Origin of the sequence: Actinopolymorpha alba DSM 45243 (assembly GCF_000373925.1) — a bacterium.
Lineage (GTDB): Bacteria > Actinomycetota > Actinomycetes > Propionibacteriales > Actinopolymorphaceae > Actinopolymorpha > Actinopolymorpha alba.
Map to the genome: position 1 here is coordinate 1 of NZ_KB892821.1, position 21,254 is coordinate 21,254.

Genomic DNA, 21,254 nt, shown 5'->3' on the forward strand with positions numbered 1-21,254 from the left:
AAAGACTCAGAAATTCTCCGACGGACCTGTCGATCGGCGCCGCTCCCATTCGTAGCCCTGGTGAGAGACGGGCACCGTGCCCGCCCGACAAGCCCACCGGAGGCAGAAATGACCACCACCCTGAACACGACCCAGATCGCCACCCCGCGCTTCAGCGCCCTGACCATGACTGGAGTCGCCGCCACAACGATCGCGAGCGCCGCCACCATGACCGTCGCCGCCGCCGGCCACGCTGTGGGGATCAGCCTCGACATGGGCGGTGCCCCGATCCCGATCACAGGCTTCGGCGTATTGACGGCCGGTTTCTCGTTGCTCGGTCTGGTCCTTGCCGTGGCACTGGCCCGCTGGGCCCGACACCCGCAGCGCACGTTCGTGCGTACGACCGTGGTGCTGACCGCCCTCTCGCTGGTCCCGGACGCGATCGCGCCCGCCGACTCGACCACCAAGGCGCTGTTGATGCTCACCCACCTGGTCGCCGCTGTGATCGTGGTCCCGGCGATCGCGCGCCGCCTGGCCGCCTGACCGGCCGTCACCACCATCGACCTACCTGCCACCATGTCACCGTCTAGTTACGGGAGGAACACGATGAAGCAGTACATGCTTGCCGTCCACAACGTCGAGGGCGACCCGACCCCGTCGGCTGAGGAAATGCAGACCGTCTACGCAGAGGTCAACAAGGTCAACAGGGAGCTGCAGGCCGCTGGCGCCTGGGTCTTCGGCGGAGGTCTCCTGCCGTCGGACAGCGCGACCGTCGTCCGGGTCGACAGCGGCAAGACGACCATGACCGACGGACCGTTCGCCGAGACGAAGGAACAGCTCGGCGGCCTCTGGGTCCTCCGGTGCGCCGACCTCGACGAGGCTCTGACCTGGGCGGAGAAGTGCGCGGAGGCGTGCAGGGGCCCGGTCGAGGTACGGCCCTTCGAAGACGAGCCCGAGAGCTGAGCCGGAGCTGGTCGAGCGACATGGACCTGGCGAGCGTCTACCGAGCTGAGTACGGCCGCTGCGTGGCCACGCTTGTCCGCCTCCTCGGCGACATCAACATCGCAGAGGAGGCGGTGCAGGACGCCTTCGCGACGGCTCTCGAGAAGTGGGACGCACTGCCACCCAACCCCGGTGCGTGGATCGTGACCACCGCCCGCAACGGCGCCATCGACCGCCTGCGTCGTGAGTCGACGCGAGAGGCAAGACACGCCCAAGCACTGCTGCTGAACCAACAAGACCAACCTCAGGAGGTGGGACCGGTGAAAGACGACCAGCTCCGGCTCATCTTCACCTGCTGCCATCCGGCGCTCGCCCCAGACGCCCGAACTGCCCTCACGCTTCGCCTTCTCGGAGGGCTCGAGGTCCCGGAGATCGCCCGTGCGTACCTCGTGCCAGAGGCGACCATTGCCCAGCGCATCGTGCGCGCGAAGAGGAAGATCCGGGACGCCGGCATCCCCTACCGGGTGCCGGCCGCCGAGGAGCTTCCCGATCGGCTCACACCGGTGCTGACTGTGCTCTATCTAGTGTTCAACGAGGGCTACACGGCCACCACCGGGCCATTGATCAGAACCGATCTGTGCGCAGAGGCGATCCGGTTGGCGAGGGAGCTCGCGGCGTTGATGCCCGACGAGCCGGAGGTCTTCGGCCTGCTCGCACTGTTGCTGCTCACCGAGGCGCGCCGGCCGGCCCGGCTCGGCCCAACCGGCGAGTTGGTGTTGCTCCCCGACCAGGACCGTTCGCTCTGGAACCGGACGCTTATCGCCGAAGGCCATGAGCTCGTACGCCGCTGCCTACGTCGTGCCCGGCCTGGCCCCTACCAGATCCAAGCGGCGATCAACGCGGTGCACACCGACGGCGCCGCCACCGACTGGTCGCAGGTTCTGGCGCTCTACGACCAGCTTCTGCCCCTGATGCCTACGCCGATTGTGGCGCTCAACCGCGCGGTCGCCGTCGCCGAAGTACACGGTCCCGCGATGGCTCTCGCGGTACTGGAGGACCTGGACCTGCCGGGCTACCACCTGCTCCCTGCCACCCGGGCCGACCTCTTGGTTCGGCTCGGACGTGAGGCACAGGCCGCGGCGGAGTACGACCAGGCGATCGCGCTCGCCGGCAACCAGACCGAGCGAGCCTTCCTGGAAGCACGTCGAGCCACACTCGATCCAGATCCGCGATGAACGATCCGCGGCCCACGAACCTGGTCTCACCAACTCCGAACGACTGCGTCAACATCGTCACCTCCTGCGGTAGTGCCCCGAGAAACGAACGTTTCTGACGTTTCCGTTAGCCTCGAACGGTGGTTCAGCTCCCACCCTTGCTTCTGACAGGCGGTCCGGCTGCCGGTAAGACCGTGACCGCGCAAGCCCTCGCCCGGACAACCCCACGCTGTGCCTACATCGACGTCGACGACGTACGCCAGCTGGTCAAGAACGGCGGCGCCGCCCCGTGGGAAGGCAAGGAAGGCAGGAACCAACACCTCCTCGGCGTCCGGAACGCCGCAGCGCTCTCGGCCAACTTCACCCGCAATATGTTCAACGTGACGATCAGCGACGTCATCGACGCCGAACTGTTGACCTCCTACCGTGACCTGATCCCGGGTGTGCGGATCATCCGGCTTTCGATCGGCCTCGAAGCGGCTCGGGATCGGGCCCGAAGCCGACCCGTCTATTTGACCGACGAGGAGTTCGAGTCGCTGCATCGGCAGCAATGCACACCGCTCGACGTTGACCTCGACATCGACGTCACAGGAATGGCTTTCCAAGAACAGGTTGAGACGATTCGACAGTCTTGGTCCGGAAGTCTGAGTCGGTCAGAAACCAGCGTTTCTGAAACCGCGTGGTCCTAGCTAGCCGACCGGCCAATCACGCGGCTTAGTGGTGGATGGCGAAACTCGTCGACGCTTGCCAACTCATCCCAGCTTCAAATGAGGCGGTTTTGGCGCCAGATCGGTGGAGCGACGCGCAATGAAGTCGTCGATGTATACGCGACCAGCAACTCTCTCCCGTTGATGCTGTGGCCAGCCGCTTGGGCCTGCTCGACAGTGAGGCGCCTCAACCACCCTCGGCCGCCATCAACGAAGGGCGGCCGTAGCGCTTGTGATCATCGGCCTCGGTGTGTTCACCAGCACAGCACCTAAATTTAGATCGGCCGATCCGGGATAGTTCGGAGGAACGACGCCAAGAGCACTGACGCCCAAACAGGGCTACGCGACCTTGTTGCCGTACTTCTGCCGAGCAGCCTGCCGCGAGACACCGAGAGCTACGGCGATCTGGTTCTAGGACCGCCGTGGGCACGAGCCGCCTCGACAGCAGGTCGCAGTGGTCGTAGTGCCCGCGACTGATCACGATGCCGGCGAGCGGGGGCAGGTCCGCCGCCGAGCCAACCCACCGGGTCTCGCCGGGCAGGTATCCCCGACGGTCGCTCGGATAACCACGGGTCGGTGAGTACCCAAGCGCCGTCGAAGTCGATCAGAACGCTGGCGTGGACGACGCGCTGGACGGTCGTGGACATCGACAAAACTCTGGTGTGCTTATGGGTAGGCACCTCTACTGTGTGGTGATGCTCTCGCGACTGCTGACGGTGACCTTCGATGCGCACGACGCGGCTCGCCTGGCGCAGTTCTGGGCCGGCGTGCTCGGCCGGGAGGTCGTCGAGGACGCCGGTGTTGCGCTCCTGCCCGGCGACGACACCCAGCTCAGCCTTCGGTTCATCCCGAGCCGCGCGGAGAAGGTGGGACCGAACCGCATGCACCTCCACCTGACCAGCGCCAGCCGCGCCGACCAGCAGCACGCGGTGTCGACGGCGCTGGGACTCGGCGCCGGCCACCTCGACGTCGGGCAGCGCCCCGAGGAGGGGCACATCGTCTTGGCCGACCCCGAGGGCAACGAGTTCTGCGTGATCGAGCCGGGCAACGGCTTCCTCGCCGGGTGCGGCTTGCTCGGGGAGCTCGCCTGCGACGGCACCCGGGAGGTCGGCCTCTTCTGGAGCGAGGCGCTGGGCTGGCCGCTGGTGTGGGACCAGGACCAGGAGACCGCGATCCAGTCGCCGCACGGCGGCACAAAGGTCGCGTGGGGAGGCCCGCCCGTGGCTCCGAAAGAGGTGAGGAACCGGCAGCGCTTCGACCTCGCCCCGGCCGGTGGCGACCAGCAAACGGAGGTCGACCGGCTGGTCTCCCTCGGGGCCACTCGGCTCGAGGTCGGTGAGGATGGCGCCGTCGTGCTGGCCGATCCCGACGGTAACGAGTTCTGCGTGAAAGGGAACTGACCACAGAGCGGCCGCGGGACTGGCGTGCGAGGATTGATCATCGAGACCCTCGCGGTCTTCCCCTCCCAACTGGGGAGAGTGACATAGGGACACGCCTTCACTGTCACACCTGTCACTCGACCGCCTCTGACCTGCGGAAACAGCGGCCGCATGCATGATTATGTACGCGAGGCATGGACAGCGCACTTGGCCGAACTGCGTATCGCTGAGGCCAGGCGCGCGATCACTCGCGACCGGTGGCCGAGGTCCGGAATCCATCCAGTCCGAAGGCCAGTAGCCGCTCGCCCTGAGGTGGGGAGCTCTGCTCGCCCGCCCATGCCGCCGCGTTGACCAGCGCGTACAGGTCCGGGGCGGTGACATCCGGCCGTACTTCACCGGCCGTTCGCGCCCGCGCCACCAACTCCTCCCCGGCGGCGAGCACCGCTTTGCACGCCGTATGCAGTTCGGAGGTTTCATCCTCGACGGCCTGCATAAGCGCGGCGCCCAGCCCTCGGTAGATCGTCGTGTGCACCATCGCCGCCCGTGCCCAGGTGGCCAGGCCCTCGAAGGGCGAGCGCGCGGCAAGCAGTTCAGTGCCGGTCGCAGCCAGGGTCCGCATCCGATCACCCAGCAGCGCCTCCAGCAGAGTCCGGCGGGTGGCGAAATGGCCGTAGAACGTGCCGTTGGCCACCCCGGCCCGGCGCGCGATCCCCTCCAGAGAGAAGTCCGCGCCGTGCTCGGCGAACGCGGCCGCCGCCTCGGCCAGCAGCCGTTCGTAGTTGCGGCGTGCGTCCGCGCGCATGCGACGGCGGGGCGTCGGTGTGCCGGTGTCCATGAGCAGAACCCTCGGTAGAAAAGTTGAGACTGTCTCGATATCTTTCTCGAGACAGTCTCATCTTACTGTTTCGGAGGTCCCTCACATGACCACACCCGTGGAGCATTCACTCCCCTCCTCCTCCACCGCCGCGAGAAGGGCCGGCAAGCCTGTCCTGGTCACCGGTGCCACAGGCCGACAGGGCGGAGCCACCGCCGCACGCTTGCTGGCCGACGGCTGGTCGGTCCGCGTTCTGGTCCGAGATCCCGCCGCCACGGCCGCGTGCGGACTGGCTGCAGCAGGCGCCGAACCGCTCCGGGGTGACCTGGACGATCCCGGCAGTCTCAAGGCGGCGATGGCCGGTGCCCACGGCGTCTTCGCCGTCACCCCCGACGACCCGGACAGCGGTCGCGAGATCCAGCGCGGCCGGCACCTGGCGGACGCCGCGGCCGCGGCTGGCGTCGCCCACCTGGTCTTCGCCTCCGTCGGCGGCGCCGAGCGAGGCACCGGCATCTCCTACTGGGAGAGCAAGTGGGCCATCGAGCAGCACATCGCCGCCCTCGGACTGCCGGCCACCATCCTGCGACCGGTGCGCTTCATGGAGAACCACGCCATCCCCGGGGTGGGCCTGGGCGGTATCTCCGCCGATGGAGTCCTGCGCCACCTGTTCGCCCCCGACATGCCCGTGCAACTCGTCGCCGTGAGCGACATCGGCGCCTTTGCCGCCCTCGCCTTCGCCGACCCCACTGCCTATCTCGGCCAGGCCCTGGAGCTTGCGGGCGACGAACTGACCCCCGAGGCCACCGTGCGCCTGATCAGCCGGCGCCTCGGGCGCCAGATCACTTATCAGCAGGTCGCCGGCGAGGAGCTGAACCTGAGCGAGGACGCCGTGCGGGCCTTCACCGTCCAACGCGGACTATGGCGCGCCGACATCCCCGCCTTACGCCACCGACACCCGGGCCTGCAGGACTTCCCAAGCTGGCTGGACCAAGGCGGCGCCGAAGCCATCGCCACACTCCTCGACGGCTGACCCAAAACCAGTAGCGGCGGCGCTGGCCGCAGGCTTCCTCGCCTGCCGGGGCATGCTGTGCAATGACCTCGCGACCGCTCGTGATGATCAGTTCCGCGGACTTTGAGCCCCGGCCTCTCTCTGGTCTCAGACCTGGTCTCATTCGTTGGCCCGAGGCCGGTCGGCAGTGTCCCCTAATGACGCTGACCTGCGCTGACGTACCCGCCTGGTTGGCCGCCCGCTGTTGCACGTGGATTGCACGGGACAGCAGGCGGTTCTGCGTCCGACCTGACCTTCCGATGCTTCTATGTGTTGTCAAGCGGCCATGGCGGGTGGGGAGGAAACGAGACCACACCAGTCCTTCCTTCCTCGAGCCGCGCGGTCTAGGCATACCTACGCGGGTGACGACGCCGACTAGGTACCTGTCGCGGGCGAAAGATAGGCAGTCGACACCGATTTCATCCGTCCTGGACCGGCCAAGGATGGAGGCACGACAGAACGAAAGGGAGACCGACGTGCTACTCCATCCGGACATCATGGCCATGCTGGCCCACGACCGTGTACGACAGGTCGTCACCGCCGCCGAGCGCCGCCGCCTGCTGACGGCCGCCCGTCGCGCCCGCCGCACCAGGCCCGGCACGAACGGCGAGGCAAGCCCGGCAGCGGGTTCCGGGCAGACCGCAGATCGTGGGCGTGGCAGGGGAAGCGGGCGTTCCGAGACCCACCACGCCAGCGGAACCGGGTCTGGCAGATGGACTTCGCCGACCGCGGCGTGACGGACAACGGGCCGTGCTTTCGTGGCGTGACCTTCGCTGACGCGTTAGCCGGCGACGACCCGCGGTTCCGTCACGTCCGGACACGGGTGAGGAGCCCACAGGCCAACGGCGTAGTCGAGCGGTTCTTCGGCACGCTGAAGTACGAACATCTCTACCGCGCCACCATCGGCGACGGCAACGCCCTCGCCGTCGAACACTGCGATTAGCGTGTGGCCCTTGGCGGACCCGCTACTTTGACCGGGAGGTCCTGACATGACCAGTAAGTTCACCGAGCTTGCGATCGACTGTGCCGATCCCCATGGTCTCGCTCGGTTCTGGTGCGCGGTCCTTGGCTACGAGGTGCAAGACGAAGACGACGGAATTGTCACAATCGGCTCCCCTATGGTGCCTGAAGGCAAGAACCACCTTGGCCCCGTACCACCGACGTTGACATTCGCGCACGTGCCCGAGGGCAAGACCGTCAAGAACAGGCTCCACCTCGACGTCAACCCAACCGACAGGGAGCAAGACGAAGAGGTCCGTCGCCTGCTCGACCTAGGTGCTCGACACGCCGACGTCGGCCAAACCGGCGATGAGAGCTGGGTCTGTCTTGTCGACCCAGAGGGGAACGAGTTCTGCGTCCTTGCGGGCCGCCGCCCCTGATCGGAGGCCGCACACCGCGCCAAACCTACTTCCGGTCGCCAACCCACGCTCACGCGAACCCGATGAGAAGCCCTTCCAAAGAAGGAGAATCCCGACCCGGGCAAGATCACACTCTGCCAACTTCTTGACTCATAACAAGGCCACGTCCGCTACGGTGAGGCAAAAACGCTCACCGTTCTGGTAGCGAGTCCTGGGGTTTCTGATGTCCGCGGGCCATCGGGACAAGACCCATCACCGCGTACATCATGTGCTTCACCGAGTTGGCTCTGGTGGCTGACGGGCGCGACATGTACGGCCCGGAAAATTGCTGGTCCGACCGAAGTTCGGTTGCAAGAATCGTTCAGGTCATAAGCATCGGGTGGGAGGGCCAACGATTGGTGATGGACTCCAGCGCCGAGCAGCGCGAGGTCTGGGACCGCAACGCTGCTTACTACAGCCCGGGTGACACCGTGGAAACCGAAGCGGTTGCCCCCACCGTCGACTTTCTCGCTCAGCTGGCTGGCGACGGGCCAGCATTGGAGTTCGCCATCGGTGCTGGGCGTATCGCGGTGCCGCTGTCTCGACGCGGCATCCCCGTGGCCGGCATAGATGTGTCTCCCGCGATGATCGACGTCCTCCACGCCACGGTTCCTGCTGCCGAGCTGCCCGCAATTGTCGTTGGAAGCATGGCCACGGCCGACGCACCGGGCCACGACTACCAATGAGGTGCCCGGCACCGTCACGGACACCCTGCTCATCCTCGACAGCTACGACCTCGTAACCCAACGGCTGTTCTCCCACCGCTACCAACTGGAGAACGGCAAAGTGGTCAAGGCGGGTGGAACTCCCCACCGCTACGTCTGGCCCTCCGAGATGGATGTTATGGCCAAGATGGCAGGGCTCGACCTAGTGAAGCGCTACGCCGGCTGGGACCGAGCCGAGTTCACCGGCGACAGCAAGTCCAGCGTGTCTGTCTGGCAGAAGCCAAACTGACACGAAGCCCGAGTCCCCAGCATGCCTGGAGTGACCTCTCCGGCGCTGGTCCTGCGTCGTGAGTGACCCCGACATTGTGGTTGCGTAGGAGTCGGAGCATGTCGACGATGAGAGCATGTGCACTATCCAGCCCAACTATGACACAGATCCGGATCGATCAGCCGCGTGGAGCCCGTCCTGGGTCGTTGCGGATGAGGATTGGGACGAGGGCGCAGGGCGCTTCGTGGAAGAGGGTCTTGCACCCATACTCGATGTTGGCTGCGGCTACGGAGGTTTTGCCGCCAGGTTGCCGCCACCTGCACGTTGGATTGGTGTCGACGCATCTTCCTCGATGCTCGCCAAGGTGACGGCACGTCCGGCGATACAAGCCGACGCCCTGCATCTGCCATTTCGCGACCATAGCGCCGGCGGGGTGGTGTGCCGCAACATGCTGTACCACTTCGACCAACCCACGGAGGTGATCGCCGAAGCTTATCGTGTGCTCCGCCCTGGTGGACTCTTCCTTGCGGAAACCAAGGCGCGCGCCCAGGATCCTGAGTTGGTCCCCAGTGGATATCCCCCGAGCACCTTTGATGCCGAAGAAGCGCCGGAGATTGTTGCATCAGTGTTCGGCTCCGGAGCGGTGGAGGTCGAGTCTTGGGACGGACCAATTATGGTGCTTCCCGATCGTGCAGCAGTAGCTACCTATACGCGCCATCATCATCTGCCCGCAGATATTGGAGAGCGGGTGGCTACTCCACTCACGCTCACAAAGCGGGGTTGTCTCGTATGGGCACGAAAGTAGGATCGCGTAAGTACGCATGCTGGACGCCGCACCTACGCGTGCCGCCAAGCCGCCCTTGACGCGCGAAGCAGGGGGAGAGAATTCGGCAACGCGTGATCATGCTCGACCCGCAGACCTGCCGTCGGGGGAACTCTTCCGCGGAAGAATCCACGGGGAACGTTTGACCTGCCTCGCCGTGGGCTAATGGCCGTGGGTGGCCCGGCGTCAGCGGCCCGGTTACACCTGTCTTAGGAGTGGGTGAGCCACTCGGCGTAGAACATGCCGAGTCCGGACGCGACGAGGATGCCACAGATGATCCAGAAGCGGATCACGATGGTGATCTCAGGCCAGCCCTTGAGCTGGTAGTGGAACTGAATCGGGGACATCCGGAAGATCCGGCGGGGAGTCCCGGTGAGTCGTCTGGTCAGCTTGAAGTAACCGCGCTGCAGAATCACCGAGGCGTTGGCGGCGACGTACAGTCCACCGATGACGATGAGGAGCAGCTCGGTCCGGGTCATGATGGCCAGCCCGGCCATGGCGCCGCCGAGCCCCAGCGCACCCGTGTCGCCGATGAAGATCCGGGCCGGGTTGCAGTTCCACCAGAGGAATCCGCCGCAGGCGGTCGCCAGTGAGAACGCGATGATGGCGAGGTCGTAGGGGTCGCGCACCTGGTAGCAGCCAGGCAGGTCGGCGGCAGAGCAGGACTGGTTGAACTGCCAGACGCAGACGAGCGTGTAGCCGGCGAAGACGAGGGTGCAGGTGCCCGCGGTCAGCCCGTCCAGGCCGTCCATCAGGTTCACTCCGTTCGAGGTCGCGGACACCATGAACAGTGCCCACAACACGAACACCACGGCTCCCAGTTGGAGGCCGGGAAGGTCGCGCATGAAGGAGACGAACGTCGACGCGGGAGTGAGCCCATCGGCGTCGGGAAGTCGAATGGCGAGAACGGCGAACACGATCGCCACCAGGGTTTGGCCGACCAGCTTCGCCCGGCCGCGTAGGCCGAGGTTGCGTTCGCGAGAGACCTTCAGATAGTCGTCGAGGAAGCCGACCAGACCGAGGCCAACCAGCAGGAGCAGGACGAGCATGCCGGACGCCGACGGCCCGACGCCGGCGACAAGATGGGCGACCAGGTACCCGATGGTGGCGGCTGCGATGACCACCGACCCGCCCATGGTGGGAGTGCCCTGCTTGACCTGGTGCTCCATCGGCATGTCGTCGTGGATGGGTTGCCCGAGTCCCTTCCGCACGAAGAACCGGGCCACCAAGGGAGTCAGCCCCAGGGACAGGACGAGCGATACGACACCGCCGATGATGATCGCCTTCATGCATCAAACCCGCAGAGGTTCGGGCACGCGGCCGCGAGGTCCTCAGGCACCACGTCCACCTTCCGTCACACTGCAAGCTCTAACAGCCATGGAGAACGTCCGCCTCTCGCACCGCCGATGATTGGTTGACGATAGCGATAGCTTCCGCCAGGCGAGCCCGAGGACGGCGCCTTGACCTTGTAGAGGTCCGTTCGGACCGCGTGCCGCCGCTCGGCGGTGTCGTACCGTCCCCTCCCAGGCGCCAGGCCGCCGACCAAGCCGCATTCATCCGCGAATTCGTTGCTCGGCCTGCTCCGGCACCTCGCCGAGGTAGAGCGGGACTGGCGAGGCTGGATCCTGCCTGGCGATCCCCCGTCGAAGCTGTACGGCGCGGGCGACGCCGACTTCGAAGGAGTGGTCGCCGAACAGGCGGTGGTCGACGCCGCATACGCCGACCTGCCTCGTGAGCAGGCTGCCACCGACGCCGTTCTGGCCAATCACCCGGATCTGAGCGCGCGTCTGGGAAGGACGCCATCGCCATCCGGGAGCTGCTGGTGCACCGGATCGAGGAGTACGCCCGACACTGCGGCCACGCGGATCTGTTGCGGGAGTGCATCGACGGTCGCGTGGGCCAGTGAGGCGTTGGTACGCCGATCCGGTGGCCGCAGCTCCGATCCGTGAGGTCGAGCAGCCCGAGGGTTGTCCTTGCCGCCCGGCCGAGTTCGTCGAAGGCCTCCAACACCCGCTGGGAAGCACTCCCGCAGCGCCGTCTTCAGCCGCCGCGCGCATGGTGCGGCTTGGCGCTATCCTGCGGCGGTGGCGGCCGTGGAGCATGTGTATGCCTACCAGCGGGCGTCCTCCTGCGACGCAGATGGTCTGGTCCTGGCGACCAGTGGTGGTGTGACAGAGCGCGGCCTGGAGGCGCACCCGCATTTCTTTGCCGGCGATCTCGATCATCCTCAGCAGAATGCGGCTGCGCTGTTGACGGTCGCTCGGGTGGCCAGGACCCGTTTCTACACTCCTCCGGGCATGGTGGCGGCGGCCGTGCGGGCGGCCGATCCAGTGGTGACGAGCAACGTCGACCGGCTGCGGTTCGAGTCATTCTCGGCCGACTGTGGCGTGTACAGCCGGCTTGACCTGCTGCCGGGCTCGCTGGCGCGCGCGATGAAGGCGAGTGGAACGACCAACGTCGACTTCAATCCCCCGACCCGCGCAGCTCTGGCAGGGATCGGAGACCGCGGACCGCTGCACCTGGCCGTCGGTCTGGACGAAGTCGCTGTCTCCACGCTGGCGGGCACTGCCGTCGAACGCAGGGTGAAGCTTCCACACCGCTGGCTCAAGGGATTTGCTGAGGTGCAGGTGGCCACGGCGAACCTCGCGCCTCGGGTGGAGTTGTCAGCAGTCGAGGCGCGGCGCTTCCTGCGGTCGCTGCCCCGTAGCACAGGACGAGGGCAGACGTGGGCTGTGGCGGCCGGTCGAGGACTCCGCCTCACTACTCGTCCGCACTCCGGTGCTGTCTGCGTTTCGGGTCCGGAGCGGTTGCACTTCTTGAACGTCATGTCGCGCTACTGTCGCGGGCTGACCGCGTACGGCCCACCAGTCTCGGATGGTAGCCCGCCGACGGCGAGTGCTTGGCAGCTGCAGTTGGATGACGCCGCGCTGGTCGTGGTGCTCAGTCCGGAGGTACGACGCGGCTTCAGTGGTGAAGGTGGCGTACTCACCGATCTTGCCGACGATCAGGCGCTCCGTGACGCGGATCTGCTCGCCATTCATCTTGGCTGGGAACCAGACTTGGATCCGGCGGTGTTGTCCGCCTCCAGTGGGCTCGGGCTTGATCGGGTCCTGCGTGCCCTCGCCTGCCTCGGTGGGGCCGGGCGGGTTGGCTTTGACCTAGCCGCGTCCAGCTATTTTCACCGGGAGTTGCCGTATGACAGCGACGCGATTCGTGGCATGCACCCCAGGCTCCGCGACGCCCACGCACTCGTCGACGCTGGTGCGGTGCGTCGCGTGCCAGGAAGGTTCGAGGTAACGACCGAGGTGACCCATCGGGTCCGGTTGGACCGCACACCGCCAACGTGTACCTGCCAATGGTGGGGGAAGCACCAGGGACAACGCGGCCCCTGCAAGCATGTGCTGGCCGCCGGGCTGATCGAGGGCTCATGACGCTGGCCGAGCAGGTCATTGACGCCGTACGCCGCGATGACGGCGCGACGGTCGTGTCGCTGTTGGCGGGGCGGACCGAGAAGGAACGTGCTGCGGTCGCCCGTGCGGTGAAAGAGTATTACCGCCGACCATTGTTCTATCTCGAGAGAGCAAATGCGCCGTTTGCGCTGGCTGTGTTAGGCGCGGTGAGTAGAGCCACGCAGGTGAGTCGGCTGCTCGACTGGTCGGGCCTTTCAGACGTGTCGGTGACGATGGCCGTGCGCGTGCTGACCGATCGCAACCCCGCCTGGATAGCCGACCTGCCAGCCGCCCTCCTCAACGCGCGGCGACACGGCGGCGGCTGGTGGCGCCTGGTACGCCAGCTCGTGCGACAAGGCGTCGTATCTGCACCGGACGAGCCGAACTACACCCTTCACATGGTGAGGAATCTCGGCCGACAGAGCCGGAGCGACCAAGAGTCAAGTCTCGCGAACCGACTTGCCGAGGATCCAGCCCTGCTGGAGGACGAAGTCCCTCGCCTCTTCCGGGTCGAAGGGGCGGGGCCACACCTCCATGGCCACGACTACTACGCAAAGGGCGATGACGAGCTGTGGGCCGCCTGCCTCATCGACGCCCTTCCCCGACAGAAGGCAATTGACCTGGCGCTGTCAGCCCTACAGCAGGACTGGCCAGCCCATGACGTGACCTGGTATGTGGACTTTCACCGGCGTCTCCAGCCGACAGTTGAGGAGATGACGTCTCGTCAGAACACCTATCGAGCGTTGCTGTCCGCGACTGCCAGCACGGTGGTCAAGCTGGCCCAGGACGCACTCCGCCAACTCCTTGCCGCACAGCGTCTCGATATCCACGCCTTCCTCGACATCGCCGACGCCCCGCTGCACCGTACGGAGAAGTCGCTCGGTCTGACACAGATCGCACTCCTGCACGCAGTGACAGACGCCGAGCCCCACCACGCGCCAACGTGCGCCCGAGCTGTCATTGCAGGGTTGACGCACCCACACCAGGCAGTCCAACAGGCGGCCGCCGAGGCAGTGCTGGCCATGAAGGCGGACTCCGATCCTCGAGTCGCGACCGAAGTACGAAGCTGCCTTCCGGCGCTCGGAGGACGCGCCGCCGACATCCTCGTACCGGTCTTCACCGACTCGGAATCGGAATCTTCCGCTGCCTTCGTCCAGGTTCCCGGACCAAGACGCACACCCCTCACGGTCCAGCCCCAAGAAATGGCGCGGCTCGACCCCGACATGATCGAACCTGCTCTCGTCCATCTCCTAGAGGACGCCACTGACCCACTCCTCATCGAGCAGGTCCTCGACTTTGTGGCAACGAATGCAGACCGCCGGCCCACCAGCGAGGCATTACTCGACCAGGCGCAGACCCTCCTGTACTGGTGCCGCGCCTTCCGCGGTACGGACGTTGGCGTGGACCTAGCGCAGGTGGTCGTGTCCTGGATGACCGGGCGGGAGCCGGAAGAGACAGTTCGCCTGGACGCGGTACCGCACTTCGACGGGCGGACATTTGGCAGCCGGCCCGACGAGAACGTACCAGCGATCCTCAGCCTTGGGACCATCGTGTCGTCCCGCCTTCGCGAACTCGCCGTCGTCGCGGCACACGGCCACCCGCGGACGCTGCTGGCGGCGCCCACCTACATCAACGCAACGATCAGCACTGCCGACCTTCGTGCGCGGTTGGACGAACTCGCCCGCGCACGCCACGACCTGCTACCGATGGACCTCGAAACCGCGGTGCTACGGGCCGGGCCGGCCGTCATGAGCGAACTCCTCGCCAACCAGCCATCCGCCGACGTCGGCCTGGTCAGGGTTACGACCGACATGACCCGTACACCAACCTGGCAGCGACAAGCCGGGCAGCCACGAGGCAGCTCGAACTTCCTGGCAGGCATCGTCGGTCGCTATGACCTCCGCCCACGCGTGGTGGTCTGGCGTGACACGTCCGCACCAACCGGTTCGCCCGATCGGATCATCACGTCCCTTCTCGACCTGCAAGAACCCCTGAGCCGGGCCGGCTACAGGTGGGACGACAGCGACATCGTGCGTTCCCCGCGCCATCACCAGCTAGTGGCATGTTGGCCGCTCGTTGCCCCGCATCACCCCGACGTGGTGATGGCCCAGGCCCATCCGATGTTGTGCAGGCAGGTGTGGGAAGTCCGCGACGCCGCGGTACCTCTGGTCCAGAGCCTCGCCACACTCACCATTCCGCCCGGGGAGCCGACATGGAGCGCGCTCAGTCTGGCCCTGTCCGGCAAGAACCCCACGCTGCGCACTGCCGCTGTCGATGCGGTCGTCGGCCTGGTCTCAACCAACCTGCTCGACGGTGCCGCACTCGGACGTGTCAGCGCTCAACACGCCGCCGACAAGATGATCATCGTTCAGCGGCTGCTCCGAAGCCTGGAGGAGGCCGCCAACGCCAACGCTGCATGCACCTGGCGGGTCTTCGACACACTCGAAGCCTTGCTGCCCGGCCTAGTCGGTCACCGCGACCTCGGCCGAGCACTTCTGCTCACTGACGAACTCGCCCAACGATGCGGACGGACAGCCGTACTACCCAACTACCCCTCAGTCAGCTCAGCCGCTGCCGAGACCATTGAACGACTCGCCCAACGGACACAGACCGGCACCACGACCCGCGCCGAAGCAGCCCGACTCCTCGCCGACACCGCTCTCTGACCTCGGTTGTGGACCGGTTGTGGAACAGTCCAGCCCTGGGCTCAGTCAGCGAACTTCGCGGGCCCGTTTGCATGGAGGATCGAGGTCATGTCCGGGGAACCTTCACTGCCAGACCGCTCGGATGCGCGACCGGTCCAGGCACCGTCACCTTGGCCCCTTCTGACGCGCCTGCTTCGCGACGCCGGGCTGTCCGCTACCTGCCGGGTCGACCCACTGAGGGTCTCATCCAATGAGGTGTTCGTCGTCGAGTCCGAGGCGGGCCAACGGTTCGTGGCCCGGGTCCACGGTGGGCCTGAGGCTCGCGACAGATTGGCCAAGGAGACGTGGTTGCACGGGCTGCTCCGCGAGCACGACATCCCTGTCCCCCAGATCCTGGCAGCGGCAGCATGTGAGGGCCGTTCCGGAACCTTGATGCCGTGGGTCGAGGGTGTGACGTTGGAGCAGGTGCTCGTCGAGGGCTCGCCAGGCGATCAGACAGCAGCATGGCAGGCGTTCGGTACCACCCTGCGGCACATCCATGACATCGAGATGGACGCCGCGGGGGAGATCGTTGGTGATCGCGTCGTGCCCTTCTCGCCGGACTGGGATCAGTGGGCGACCGCCGATCTTCCAACTGACCTGACGATCGTGCTCGGGCGACTCGACATGACCGTTGACGACCGTCTGCTCGACGAGATCGCCGAAAGGGCGGGACACGCCATCTCGCTCACCGGTGGAGCAAGGTTGCTCCACAACGACCCCCTGCCACACAACGTGGTGCTCAGCCATACCAGCGGCTCCTGGACCTGCACCGGATGGCTGGACTGGGACGATGCCCGCACCGGAGATCCGTGGTGGGATGTTATGAAACTCGACTTCCGGCCAGCCGGGCTGGTCCCCCCAGCCTTCTACGACGGCTACGGCGCGGCACCCACCGAACTGCGGGCGAGCACTTACGAGCTGCTCATGGCTGTCTGGCGCGCACGTGAGACCATCGAGACCGGCCAGCGCTTTGACTGGCCTGACTCGCAGGCCAGCATCGACTACCTCCAAGACCGCAGCAACCTCATCAGGCTGCAAACCCTCCTGCGCCACGGCAACTGAACACGGAGACATGCCGCGAGCCACGCCAGGAGGCTGGAGTGGTCAGTCAGCCAGTGTGGTGGCCATCCAGTCGTGTACGCCGCCGTCGTCCCTGGGGCCATCAAGTGGACCTGATCGAAGGTGCGTCTGGACGGCTCGGGCTTGCGTCCAGCGCAGCGCCCTCACCACGTCGATCTCGGCGGCGTCGGCGAAGATCTCGATCCGCCTGCGCAGGGCTCGGTCGGGGTCGGGCAGGTCTTTCAGCTCGGTCCAACGGTCGCGCAGGTGGGTGAGGCACTCGAACGCGATCTCGCCGACGTAGCCCTGGGGGTCGATAGCCAGCCAGTCCTCCCGCGTTCCGCGCAGCACGTTGGTCTGGTTGAGGTCGCCGTGCTGCATGGTGTCGGGTTGTTCAGGTCCCAGGTCCACGCAGGTGGCGATGGCGGCGTCGACGGCTCGTGCGGGAAGGGGATGACCCGCGGCAGCCGACATGGCGGGAAGCTCGAGAGCCCACTGCTCGAACACCGGCTGCATCCGGGGCGGTCCGGGCGGTGAGGGGACGGCGAGTCTTCGGGCCAGGCGGCCGATGATGGTCATTGCTTTGTCTGTGTCGGCTACGGTGGCCAACGATTCCGGGCGGAGTTGTTCGAGCAGCATCGCGTAGTTCGCGTCGTCGCGTTCCAACAACAGCACTGCTCCCCGCCCGGCCCAGGTGGCGAGCGTGGTCGCTTCGAGCTGGAAGGTCTCGTGCGGGTACGAGATCTTCAGCATGGCGCCGCTACCATCCAGCCGACGTACTGGCACCACGACGCCTGACCACCCGGACATGGCCGGCCCAGCGATCACGCAAGACCAGCGTTCCAACAGCTCAGAGACAAGTCCCGGCAGGCGGTTCAACCACTCACGCGCCCGATCGCCCTGGCTCTCCAGGAGCGCATCGCGAAACAACACAGGGACGACCAGGGCATGAGGGTCGGCTTGACTCATGACAGCCGATTCGATCACCCATTGCGTCGGATCGTCCAAAGGTTTCACGATGGCGGCAGGGCCTTAGGTCGCGATCTTCGCCGTTGTGGTGGGTCGGCACGGCATTCGCGGATGCCGGCCTGTTGGACGAGATGCTGATCGGTGTCGTGCCAGTGATGCTGGCACGTGGCAAGCCTCTGTTCACAGGCCGCCTCACGTCGTCACAACTCTCGCTGTCGAACGTCGAACGGGTAGGTCAGGTTGCGTACCTGACCTACCACGTGCTTCCTGCTGACTGAGTGGTCCTGGTCATGGCGGGCTTGCCTTCGACGCTAATGATCCAAGTAGTTCGAACGAACGAGGATGCTAGTTTGGTCCGACCATGCCAATCGATCCCCCCGTCCCGGACTACGACCTCGAGGAAACAGTCGAGCTCACCACCGCCGAGCAGGTGCGGGCGATCAGCGACCCCCTGCGCACGACGATCCTCGGTCTACTCCACGAGCGGGCCGCGACCGTGACCGAGCTCGCCAGCGCGGTCAAGCGCCCCAAGAGCACGGTGGCGCACCACGTCAACGTCCTGGCTGGCGCGGGCCTGCTGCGCGTCGTACGAACCCGCCGCGTCAGGGCCATCGACGAGCGCTACTACGGCCGCACCGCGCGGATGTTCTTCGTCGGTCTGGGCAGGAGCGCTAACGGCGTCCCGCTTCCGCCGGACTTCAACGACTTCGAGGTCGCGGCGAAGGAGTCCGTTGCCGCCTACGACGCCGGCCAGCTGCGGTCCTTCATCCGGCATGCGCGGATCCCCGAGGAACGCGCGGCGGAGTTCTGGGGCCGCGTCGATCAGGTGATCCACGAGTTCGACCAGCTCCCTCGCTCCGGCGACACGGTCTACGGCTTCACCGTGGGCCTTTATCCCATGCTCGACTACCCGACTCTGCCGCCCCGATCCGACGATGAGGGCTGACACCCCGTCGGATCGGGACCCAGCGCATCAAGGAAGTCCGGGTCGAGGTGCTGACAGGCGACGGGCCGATTCCCGCACGGGGTACCTGTCCAATGAGGGCGTCTCCTTCGTCAGGTTCTGCGACCAAGGCAACAAACGACCCGTCAAAAACGTCGGCCTCGAGAGCAGTTGGCTGATCGAACTCCTACCCGACCAGCTGGTCGACCTCAAGCAAGTCACAGGCGTACGGCTGCATTTCCAGTACGAAGCGACATCAACGACCTCACCCTTATCCTCAACTACGAATACGCTTAACAAGACACCGTGGGGTCGCCAACGACCTTGCCGTCCACGAGCTTGGCATCATTCGCAATGACGTAAGGCAGGATCGCGTCCTCGATACCCGCGGATGTCCCCGCCGCGTGGCGGACCTGGCCATCCAGGGAGTAGCCGGTACCAGAGATCGTGTATCGGTCGGTCGGGTCCACCACCTCGATCGCGGTCATCTGGTTCAACGTCAGCGTGCCTGTCTTGTCCGAGTTGATCGCAGAGGTGAAAGCCAGCATCTCGACCGAGGGAAGGTCTTTAACGATCGCGTTCCGTTTCGCCAGATCGATACTGCCGAGCGACAAGATCGTCTGCGTCACGGTGGGCAATGCCTCGGGGATGGCGGCTATGGCCAATGCGACGGCGCTGACGAACAACACGTCCCAGGCCTCGCCCCGGATGCGACCCAGCACGAACATCGCTCTCGGCCTTGCCCTCCTGGCGAAGGCCGACCACCGCGTTGAGCACCGTCAACAGCAGGAGGAGAACCGCAGTGCCCCACTGGTGGACCACCACCGAAACAGCCGCGGCAGCGACCAGGATGATCTGCATGTAGCTGCGGTACTGCTCCAGGAACCGCAGCCACCCCGACTTCGGTTTCTCCTCCGGCAGCGCATTCGGTCCGTATGCGGCAAGCAGGTCAGCCGCTCGCTCCGATGAGAGCCCATCCTTCGGATCTACATCGAAGATCCCGGCGACGTCATCTGCCGACCGTGAATACCGTCCACCGCCCCCCCGTGACCGGTTCGCCCATGGCGCCGGCTCCCGCGGCCATGTTCCATGCTCCGATCTACCTGCACCGAAGAAGCCAAACCAGGACCGTGCGCCGTCGCAGCGCTGCTGCCGGACCGACACCAGCGCTGCGAAGCCGCCTCCGCTCCTTCTGAGGTTTGGAACGTCTCTTGCCTGGCAAGTCGAGGTTGTCAGGCTGGGCGAGGTATCACCGCTTTTCTCGACTGCTTCCTTCGGCGGATTCCGCTGCTGCCTCGGCGAAGCCGAACGCACGCACGATGCTGCCAGCGGCGTCGACAACGCGTGCACTTCCGACGATCGGGGCGATCGCCACAGCGACACCCTGAACGTCGGCGGCGGTCATGCCTGCATCACGGGCGACCGCCAGGTTCGCCAGGTACGAAGCGGGTGCCGCGTCCATCGCGATCAGTGCCGCAAGGCGAACGAAGTGGTACGTACGCTCGTCCAAGCCAGAGTTGGAGAGCGTGTTCAGATGCATCTGGGCAAGTTCCTCGAGCACGGGCCGCTCGCCATGGGCCAGGGCGTCAAGGGAACGTTCAGGCGTCTGAGTGGTCATCAAGACCCCTTCCACTAGCACGGATCAGCGAGACCTGCAGCCGACATGGGTTCTTCTTGGCCTACGGTCTGCCTTCACCTCCAGCCGAGCCCATGCCCACCCTCGACGCCACACCCGCAGTGGATGAAGGATCCGTTCCGGTTCGCCGCGTGCGGCCTTGCCGACGAGGAGGTGCAATGTCGGATGTTGCTGGTTCCTCGGGCATGTCGGGCATCGCATGGCAGGATGCGAAGACCGTCAGGTCTGGGGAACCGTTGACCGTTCAGGTGTGTAGCGGTAGCAGTTGGTCTCTCGCAACTCGAACCCGAGCGAGCGGTAGAGACCATTCGCAGCCGTCGTGGATGGATGAGAAGTCAGGTCAACGAATCGGAGCTGTTTCTGTGCCGCGAGATTGAGCAGCTCTCTCATCAGCTCCGTACTGATGTGCCGGCCACTGGCGGCCTCATCGACGACGACCTCCTCGACGTAGCCGAAATCCCCGGACAGCGTGGTCAGGATCAGGAGCAGGGCCATGCCGACTCTCTCTCCGTCAAGCCGGGCAGCGTTCGTGGGCCAAGAATCTCACCGCCGATGTCGAGGTGCGCCTGTACCTACCGCTTTCTGGGTATCCGACCTGGACCGCCTCGCCGGAGCCGCCTGCTTATCCGGCGAAACAGTGGAGACTTTTCCGTGTCCTGACCCGGAAAAGTCTCCACTGCCTACCCCGGTTGTTGGTTTGGGTATCAGTCAACCTGGGCGGCGGTCTATTCAATGGGACCGCGGATCGTTTAGTGAACCTTCACGAGGGTTACGGAAAGCGATTCATGGCTACCCACAATTACATTCCGGGGAGCCTCGGAATAGGCTCCTTGGGTCGGGTCCTTGTCGGTGGTCGCCGATAGTGTTCCGGCTATGGAGATCACGACCGGCGCCCCGCCCACGCACCCGGTGCTGGGCTTGATGGGTGCGGTCGATTCCATGCTCGCTGACATTCTGGAATCTCCCATCTGGTCGTATACGGATGCTGAGCGGGCCGAGGCTGTGGAGCTGGCGCATAAGATCGTTGGTCGGTCTGAAGCGCTGCGACTTCGGACCATCCACGACGTCGACGCCCACGAGCTTGCCTCCCAGGCGGGGGCGACGTCGACGGCCGCGTGGCTGAGGCACAAGCTGCACCTTCACCCCGGCGCTATCGGCGCGGACGTGAAGCTCGCCAAAGCGTTGGAGACCAACCTTCAAGCCACCGGCCAGGCACTTGCCGCAGGCCGAATCTCTTTCCTGCACGCCAAGATCATCCGTGAATCGATCAACCTT

General features: G+C 65.7%; 23 protein-coding genes and 3 pseudogenes. 18 read left to right on the plus strand and 8 right to left on the minus strand.

Annotated elements, in window-relative coordinates:
• Nucleotides 1–108 precede the first annotated feature (108 nt).
• The 5 genes from B141_RS0136545 (at nt 109) to B141_RS0136565 (ending at nt 4,242) form a co-directional block, all read left to right on the plus strand.
• Nucleotides 109–522, plus strand: a complete 414-nt coding sequence (locus B141_RS0136545; protein WP_020580057.1) for a DUF6069 family protein — start codon at nt 109–111, stop codon at nt 520–522.
• A gap of 63 nt (nt 523–585) precedes the next feature.
• On the plus strand, nt 586–942 hold the full coding sequence (locus B141_RS0136550; protein WP_020580129.1) for a YciI family protein: 357 nt from the start codon (nt 586–588) through the stop codon (nt 940–942).
• Nucleotides 943–962: 20 nt separating this feature from the next.
• A complete protein-coding gene (locus B141_RS0136555; protein WP_020580130.1) occupies nt 963–2,156 on the plus strand; it encodes an RNA polymerase sigma factor in 1,194 nt (397 codons plus the stop codon).
• A gap of 119 nt (nt 2,157–2,275) precedes the next feature.
• Nucleotides 2,276–2,824, plus strand: coding sequence for an ATP-binding protein (locus tag B141_RS0136560; protein WP_020580131.1), 549 nt, complete (start codon nt 2,276–2,278; stop codon nt 2,822–2,824).
• A gap of 713 nt (nt 2,825–3,537) precedes the next feature.
• Complete coding sequence (locus B141_RS0136565) at nt 3,538–4,242, plus strand: VOC family protein (protein ID WP_026257911.1); 705 nt, start codon at nt 3,538–3,540, stop codon at nt 4,240–4,242.
• 223 nt (nt 4,243–4,465) lie between these two features.
• Here the strand turns inward: B141_RS0136565 and B141_RS0136570 are convergent, their stop codons facing one another.
• Nucleotides 4,466–5,056, minus strand: coding sequence for a TetR/AcrR family transcriptional regulator (locus B141_RS0136570; protein ID WP_020580133.1), 591 nt, complete (start codon nt 5,054–5,056; stop codon nt 4,466–4,468).
• Nucleotides 5,057–5,141: 85 nt separating this feature from the next.
• Between B141_RS0136570 and B141_RS0136575 the strand changes: the two genes are divergently transcribed.
• The gene (locus tag B141_RS0136575) at nt 5,142–6,065 is read left to right on the plus strand and encodes an NmrA/HSCARG family protein (protein WP_020580134.1); all 924 of its coding nucleotides are present in this window, start codon (nt 5,142–5,144) and stop codon (nt 6,063–6,065) included.
• Between the two features lie 497 nt (nt 6,066–6,562).
• On the opposite strand, the gene B141_RS50110 is transcribed toward B141_RS0136575, so the two are convergent.
• A complete protein-coding gene (locus B141_RS50110) occupies nt 6,563–6,769 on the minus strand; it encodes a hypothetical protein (protein ID WP_157181569.1) in 207 nt (68 codons plus the stop codon).
• 26 nt (nt 6,770–6,795) lie between these two features.
• On the opposite strand from B141_RS50110, the gene B141_RS44810 reads away from it, so the two are divergent.
• The 5 genes from B141_RS44810 (at nt 6,796) to B141_RS48450 (ending at nt 9,218) form a co-directional block, all read left to right on the plus strand.
• Nucleotides 6,796–7,026: an integrase core domain-containing protein gene (locus B141_RS44810; RefSeq protein ID WP_020580135.1), complete on the plus strand. Its 231-nt coding sequence runs from the start codon at nt 6,796–6,798 to the stop codon at nt 7,024–7,026.
• Nucleotides 7,027–7,072: 46 nt separating this feature from the next.
• Entirely contained in the window at nt 7,073–7,462 is a 390-nt protein-coding gene (locus B141_RS0136590) for a VOC family protein (RefSeq protein WP_020580136.1), read from the plus strand.
• Between the two features lie 245 nt (nt 7,463–7,707).
• Complete coding sequence (locus tag B141_RS0136595; RefSeq protein ID WP_026257913.1) at nt 7,708–8,166, plus strand: methyltransferase domain-containing protein; 459 nt, start codon at nt 7,708–7,710, stop codon at nt 8,164–8,166.
• Between the two features lies 1 nt (nt 8,167).
• On the plus strand, nt 8,168–8,434 hold the full coding sequence (locus B141_RS0136600) for a hypothetical protein (RefSeq protein WP_026257914.1): 267 nt from the start codon (nt 8,168–8,170) through the stop codon (nt 8,432–8,434).
• A gap of 115 nt (nt 8,435–8,549) precedes the next feature.
• On the plus strand, nt 8,550–9,218 hold the full coding sequence (locus tag B141_RS48450; protein ID WP_084678759.1) for a class I SAM-dependent methyltransferase: 669 nt from the start codon (nt 8,550–8,552) through the stop codon (nt 9,216–9,218).
• 227 nt (nt 9,219–9,445) lie between these two features.
• Here B141_RS48450 and mraY read toward each other — a convergent pair whose 3' ends face one another.
• Complete coding sequence (mraY, locus tag B141_RS0136605) at nt 9,446–10,525, minus strand: phospho-N-acetylmuramoyl-pentapeptide-transferase (protein WP_020580137.1); 1,080 nt, start codon at nt 10,523–10,525, stop codon at nt 9,446–9,448.
• A 216-nt stretch (nt 10,526–10,741) separates the two neighbouring features.
• On the opposite strand from mraY, the pseudogene B141_RS52035 reads away from it, so the two are divergent.
• The 4 genes and pseudogenes from B141_RS52035 (at nt 10,742) to B141_RS0136630 (ending at nt 16,434) form a co-directional block, all read left to right on the plus strand.
• A pseudogene (locus B141_RS52035) lies at nt 10,742–11,142 on the plus strand (mycothiol transferase).
• A 178-nt stretch (nt 11,143–11,320) separates the two neighbouring features.
• Nucleotides 11,321–12,667: an SWIM zinc finger family protein gene (locus tag B141_RS0136620; RefSeq protein ID WP_020580139.1), complete on the plus strand. Its 1,347-nt coding sequence runs from the start codon at nt 11,321–11,323 to the stop codon at nt 12,665–12,667.
• Nucleotides 12,664–15,351 carry a DUF6493 family protein gene (locus tag B141_RS0136625; protein ID WP_020580140.1) on the plus strand — a complete coding sequence of 896 codons (2,688 nt, stop codon included), beginning with the start codon at nt 12,664–12,666 and terminating at the stop codon, nt 15,349–15,351. Before B141_RS0136620 ends, B141_RS0136625 begins: the two co-directional genes overlap by 4 nt.
• 234 nt (nt 15,352–15,585) lie before the next feature.
• The gene (locus tag B141_RS0136630) at nt 15,586–16,434 is read left to right on the plus strand and encodes a phosphotransferase family protein (protein ID WP_020580141.1); all 849 of its coding nucleotides are present in this window, start codon (nt 15,586–15,588) and stop codon (nt 16,432–16,434) included.
• Nucleotides 16,435–16,476: 42 nt separating this feature from the next.
• Here the strand turns inward: B141_RS0136630 and B141_RS44820 are convergent, their stop codons facing one another.
• Nucleotides 16,477–17,400, minus strand: a complete 924-nt coding sequence (locus B141_RS44820; RefSeq protein ID WP_157181571.1) for an aminoglycoside phosphotransferase family protein — start codon at nt 17,398–17,400, stop codon at nt 16,477–16,479.
• A 122-nt stretch (nt 17,401–17,522) separates the two neighbouring features.
• Here B141_RS44820 and B141_RS50485 point away from each other — a divergent pair, with 122 nt between their 5' ends.
• Both B141_RS50485 and B141_RS0136645 read left to right on the plus strand, forming a co-directional pair.
• Nucleotides 17,523–17,678: a dihydrofolate reductase family protein gene (locus tag B141_RS50485; RefSeq protein ID WP_169513002.1), complete on the plus strand. Its 156-nt coding sequence runs from the start codon at nt 17,523–17,525 to the stop codon at nt 17,676–17,678.
• A gap of 83 nt (nt 17,679–17,761) precedes the next feature.
• Nucleotides 17,762–18,346, plus strand: a complete 585-nt coding sequence (locus B141_RS0136645; protein WP_020580144.1) for an ArsR/SmtB family transcription factor — start codon at nt 17,762–17,764, stop codon at nt 18,344–18,346.
• Between the two features lie 290 nt (nt 18,347–18,636).
• On the opposite strand, the gene B141_RS52040 is transcribed toward B141_RS0136645, so the two are convergent.
• The 4 genes and pseudogenes from B141_RS52040 to B141_RS44825 form a co-directional block, all read right to left on the minus strand.
• Nucleotides 18,637–19,071 (minus strand): hypothetical protein, encoded by a 435-nt coding sequence (locus B141_RS52040; RefSeq protein ID WP_020580145.1) that lies wholly within the window; start codon nt 19,069–19,071, stop codon nt 18,637–18,639.
• A 109-nt stretch (nt 19,072–19,180) separates the two neighbouring features.
• Nucleotides 19,181–19,693, minus strand: a pseudogene (locus B141_RS53185) (cation-transporting P-type ATPase); the annotation flags it as partial.
• Nucleotides 19,593–19,961 (minus strand): carboxymuconolactone decarboxylase family protein, encoded by a 369-nt coding sequence (locus B141_RS0136655; RefSeq protein WP_020580146.1) that lies wholly within the window; start codon nt 19,959–19,961, stop codon nt 19,593–19,595. The pseudogene B141_RS53185 and the gene B141_RS0136655, both read right to left, overlap by 101 nt.
• Nucleotides 19,962–20,198: 237 nt before the next feature.
• Nucleotides 20,199–20,489: pseudogene (locus tag B141_RS44825) on the minus strand (GNAT family N-acetyltransferase); the annotation flags it as partial.
• A gap of 363 nt (nt 20,490–20,852) precedes the next feature.
• On the opposite strand from B141_RS44825, the gene B141_RS0136665 reads away from it, so the two are divergent.
• The coding region (locus B141_RS0136665; RefSeq protein WP_026257915.1) for a DUF222 domain-containing protein at nt 20,853–21,254 on the plus strand (402 nt) is incomplete at its 3' end.

What these genes read in the sequence shown, in the direction of transcription:
- B141_RS0136545 (WP_020580057.1), top strand. Translation starts at nt 109, where the DNA reads ATGACCACCACCCTGAACACGACCCAGATCGCCACCCCGCGCTTCAGC.
- B141_RS0136550 (WP_020580129.1), top strand. Translation starts at nt 586, where the DNA reads ATGAAGCAGTACATGCTTGCCGTCCACAACGTCGAGGGCGACCCGACC.
- B141_RS0136555 (WP_020580130.1), top strand. Translation starts at nt 963, where the DNA reads ATGGACCTGGCGAGCGTCTACCGAGCTGAGTACGGCCGCTGCGTGGCC.
- B141_RS0136565 (WP_026257911.1), top strand. Translation starts at nt 3,538, where the DNA reads ATGCTCTCGCGACTGCTGACGGTGACCTTCGATGCGCACGACGCGGCT.
- B141_RS0136570 (WP_020580133.1), bottom strand. Translation starts at nt 5,056, where the DNA reads ATGGACACCGGCACACCGACGCCCCGCCGTCGCATGCGCGCGGACGCA.
- B141_RS0136575 (WP_020580134.1), top strand. Translation starts at nt 5,142, where the DNA reads ATGACCACACCCGTGGAGCATTCACTCCCCTCCTCCTCCACCGCCGCG.
- B141_RS44810 (WP_020580135.1), top strand. Translation starts at nt 6,796, where the DNA reads ATGGACTTCGCCGACCGCGGCGTGACGGACAACGGGCCGTGCTTTCGT.
- B141_RS0136590 (WP_020580136.1), top strand. Translation starts at nt 7,073, where the DNA reads ATGACCAGTAAGTTCACCGAGCTTGCGATCGACTGTGCCGATCCCCAT.
- B141_RS0136595 (WP_026257913.1), top strand. Translation starts at nt 7,708, where the DNA reads ATGTGCTTCACCGAGTTGGCTCTGGTGGCTGACGGGCGCGACATGTAC.
- B141_RS48450 (WP_084678759.1), top strand. Translation starts at nt 8,550, where the DNA reads ATGTGCACTATCCAGCCCAACTATGACACAGATCCGGATCGATCAGCC.
- mraY (WP_020580137.1), bottom strand. Translation starts at nt 10,525, where the DNA reads ATGAAGGCGATCATCATCGGCGGTGTCGTATCGCTCGTCCTGTCCCTG.
- B141_RS0136625 (WP_020580140.1), top strand. Translation starts at nt 12,664, where the DNA reads ATGACGCTGGCCGAGCAGGTCATTGACGCCGTACGCCGCGATGACGGC.
- B141_RS44820 (WP_157181571.1), bottom strand. Translation starts at nt 17,400, where the DNA reads ATGAGTCAAGCCGACCCTCATGCCCTGGTCGTCCCTGTGTTGTTTCGC.
- B141_RS0136645 (WP_020580144.1), top strand. Translation starts at nt 17,762, where the DNA reads ATGCCAATCGATCCCCCCGTCCCGGACTACGACCTCGAGGAAACAGTC.
- B141_RS52040 (WP_020580145.1), bottom strand. Translation starts at nt 19,071, where the DNA reads ATGTTCGTGCTGGGTCGCATCCGGGGCGAGGCCTGGGACGTGTTGTTC.
- B141_RS0136655 (WP_020580146.1), bottom strand. Translation starts at nt 19,961, where the DNA reads ATGACCACTCAGACGCCTGAACGTTCCCTTGACGCCCTGGCCCATGGC.